Annotated in this window: 3 protein-coding genes and 2 pseudogenes; 2 read left to right on the forward strand and 3 right to left on the reverse strand. The window is 38.0% G+C overall.

Annotation, left to right across the window (positions count from 1 at the left end; translation table 11 throughout):
- A partial coding sequence (locus tag A9G03_RS10015) for a VENN motif pre-toxin domain-containing protein (protein WP_442903117.1) occupies nt 1-1,724 on the reverse strand: 1,724 nt, incomplete at its 3' end.
- A 94-nt stretch (nt 1,725-1,818) separates the two neighbouring features.
- On the opposite strand from A9G03_RS10015, the pseudogene A9G03_RS12895 reads away from it, so the two are divergent.
- A pseudogene (locus A9G03_RS12895) lies at nt 1,819-1,953 on the forward strand (helix-turn-helix domain-containing protein); the annotation flags it as partial.
- Between the two features lie 122 nt (nt 1,954-2,075).
- Complete coding sequence (locus tag A9G03_RS12380) at nt 2,076-2,291, forward strand: type I toxin-antitoxin system SymE family toxin (RefSeq protein WP_257006520.1); 216 nt, start codon at nt 2,076-2,078, stop codon at nt 2,289-2,291.
- Between the two features lie 78 nt (nt 2,292-2,369).
- On the opposite strand, the gene A9G03_RS10025 is transcribed toward A9G03_RS12380, so the two are convergent.
- Both A9G03_RS10025 and A9G03_RS12570 read right to left on the reverse strand, forming a co-directional pair.
- The gene (locus A9G03_RS10025; RefSeq protein WP_065798355.1) at nt 2,370-2,681 is read right to left on the reverse strand and encodes a hypothetical protein; all 312 of its coding nucleotides are present in this window, start codon (nt 2,679-2,681) and stop codon (nt 2,370-2,372) included.
- Nucleotides 2,678-3,257: pseudogene (locus tag A9G03_RS12570) on the reverse strand (hypothetical protein); the annotation flags it as partial. The gene A9G03_RS10025 and the pseudogene A9G03_RS12570, both read right to left, overlap by 4 nt.

Raw genomic sequence — 3,257 nt, forward strand, 5'->3', positions numbered from 1 at the left:
TCATTGGTCTGTAGCCCAAGCCGTCTCATCATTTGGGATAATTGAGTTGAACGAGCAGTATTATGTGATCCGCTATTTACTTTGCCATAAAGATAATCAAATTTATTTGGATCTATTTCAAGCTTCGTCCCATTTCCAGCATTTGTAACCTCTTTTTCTTTATTTATATTACTAACATTTTTGTTTATTTGCTCAATTTCTTTTTCGGTTAATTTTTGCCCGGTTGTTCGAGATGTCAATGCTAATGCTTTTAAACTATTGGCTGAAATCGCTCCAGTTGAAAGACCAAATAACATTTCAGCATCTGACTCTGATGTGCCTAATATTTTTGAAAGCCCTTGTGCTGTTTGAGTATAGTATGTCTTCCCCTTATAAATAACCATTAGCGCAGTTGCGCCATTATCAACCATAGACCATGTTAATAAAACACTTGGCGCACAACCTGCTACGCTACCACATGCGGGTGATAGTGCGACAGCTGCTACACCATCGAGTGCAGCATATCCCAATTGCAATACTCCACCCGCTCTTATACTTATGCTATATTTACTGTCAAAATAATTGACATTATCAGAAATGCTATCGCCAGTTGTATATTCAAATAATTTTTCCAGTTTTCTATAATACTCTTCTCCTCCACCTGTAGTATAGTTGGGCAATTTAACTTTGGCACTATCTGTTTGCTTACTTAACTCCTCTCTATAAGCATCTAGTTCAGAACTATTTCCTAGTTCTTCTAACGCTAAATATTCTGCTTTCCTTGGGTCGTCATCAGCAAACTCTTTAGAGCAATGCACTAAAGCACAAGCTGCTGCTTTATACAATAAATATTGCTGTAAATCATCTTTGGCTAGTTCCCAAAGGCGTTTTTCTTCTTTTGGCGTCAGTAATCGGTTATTCTCAACCGCATTTTTACCACCAGCGATAGCGGTATTAATATCCTGAGCATCACCACCTAATGCGGCAATAGTCAGACCGGTGGCCAGTTGGGCGAGTGCGCTGACTTGTTGTTTTTCATCCTGATTTAATTCATCTATACTTTTATTCGGATAAAGAATACTGGCAATGACTTCTGCACCTCGCTCACTGACCGCTGCACCAACTCCGCCAACAACAGCTGAGTTACCTTGTAGCTCGGCAACCACGGCCCCAAGGATGGAATGACTGATAGTGTTAGCGACCTTATTGTCACCGGTTTGCTGCTTGATTATCGTGGCCAGTTTTGGTGCCAATGCACCAGCTATCGCACCGGTCATGTCGCCGGTGATTAAGCCATTGATGATATTAATCGCCATGTCGATGCCTTGACGGGTATTACTTCCCATCGCTGACATGCCTTCATTCATCGCTTTGTCGTAGGCTTCTTTATATATTTCTTGTTGTTCTTTGTCGGTTAACGGTTTATCGGATTTTTGTCTTTTGTCTTCTACCGCTTTTTTCGCCTCTTCTGTCGCTTTAATGCGGTCTATGGTGTTGAGCATGGTGAGTGTTTCACCACTAATTTCACTCACTAACCGGGTTTGGTCTATTTTGCTTTGTTCTTTTTCTTTATCAAAGATATGCTTAAGTTCATTACTGGCATGCTCAGTATCCCGACTTAACTCATTGATATCCTGCTTTTGTTCATTCTCATTGCGGATGATGATGGTGCCTTGGGACACCGCTGAATGCGTTATCGATTGTTCATTGTCTTTTTTATTATAACCGGCTGGCATTGATGGCATGCCAATGGTGCTGACGCCAACACTGCTGCTACTGACTTTATAATCCGCTTTATTTTCGATATGATTTTGATTAGTGGATAGTTGAAAAAGCGAGGAACTAAATCCACCGGACGAACTTAAGCTTAAGTTTGAGGTGGTCAAGCAGATGACTGCTGACGAGCAGAAGTCAATAAAAGAGATTTTAGACGCTATGATTTTAAAACATCAGGCTAAGCAGTTGATTGGTTAATTAAAACTGAGCGAGCTAAACAAGAGAAGTAACACAACACAGTAAATAATAGCGCAGATTAACGGTGTGCCACCACAGCTAACCACAACTAACTATTACGGAGTTAACTATAACTAAGACATATATTAACCTACAATCCAACCACAGACAAAGCATCACAACCCACTGAGCGGTTTTATACCGTGGGTTACATGCCACAAGGCACAAAACTCAATCTCAGATCACAACTGACCATTAAAGGCAGGTGGCTGGAGCAGATAGGGTTTTATGTAGGCTGCCCTGTTATCGTTAAGATTGAACAGGGCAAGTTGATTATTGAACTGGCGATGCAGATCTAAAAGTTGATAAACAATTTGCTCAGGTCTACATTATACTAAAACCAAGTTTTTTATACTAGGATTTGTGGGTCAGTATAACTATTTTAACAATATTTCTGGTGTAGCAAATCCTGTTTTTATATCAATATTGTATTGCCCACCATCCCACCTATAAGCCTTAAATTCACCATCTTTTTCATAAATATTAGTAAAGCTATCACCAAATTTGTCATTTTTTGAACAAATACGCCATATAACTTCACCACTAGAATTAATCATAAAAACATTTCTTGAAATTTCTAAAGGCTTTTTTTTAAATATAACATCACAGCCGTCTATTAATACTAGTTGTAAATTATTATTTATATTAATAGCTTTATTTATTATTTTTTTATCAATACTTTTTATCATTTTAGTGGTCTCGTATTATGAAAATTTTCAAGTGGTATTTTATCTATTAATTGATATTGAGTTCCCCCTTTATTTGGGGCACCAAAATTGGGCTGAGGCGCAACTCTACCGACTTGTAATCTCGTTCCTGAAGGTACTTTAACATCAGAAATAAATGTTGGTATTGTAGGTAAAGCCAAATGTTGTTGTATTTGTTGTGGTGTCATACCTTTGATTTCATCAGCCCTAACTATAAATTGACCTGCAACGTTATCATTTGTATGAACACGCACAAAGTTAAGTTCACTAGCCGCAGTAAACTGTCGTACCTGAGTTGATGAATCATATGGAGCACTCCATCCTCTTTCAATAAATGGTTTATTTGCTTCTCCTGCACTAATTGTTTTAACATCTTTTATTTGAGTTGATGTTAGACCCGTTCCCTTTCCAGCATTTAATTCTTGCTTAAATGCATTATATTCATTAATCGCCTTTTCTGCTTTAGCTAAATCTACCGCACTTATTTTACCGTTAACAATGCCTACGCCTTTTACACCATAATATAATGAAATTACATCCGCTATTTTTTGTGTATAC

The sequence above is a fragment of the Gilliamella sp. wkB171 genome, from assembly GCF_001693755.1.
Classification (GTDB): Bacteria; Pseudomonadota; Gammaproteobacteria; order Enterobacterales; family Orbaceae; genus Gilliamella; species Gilliamella apicola_F.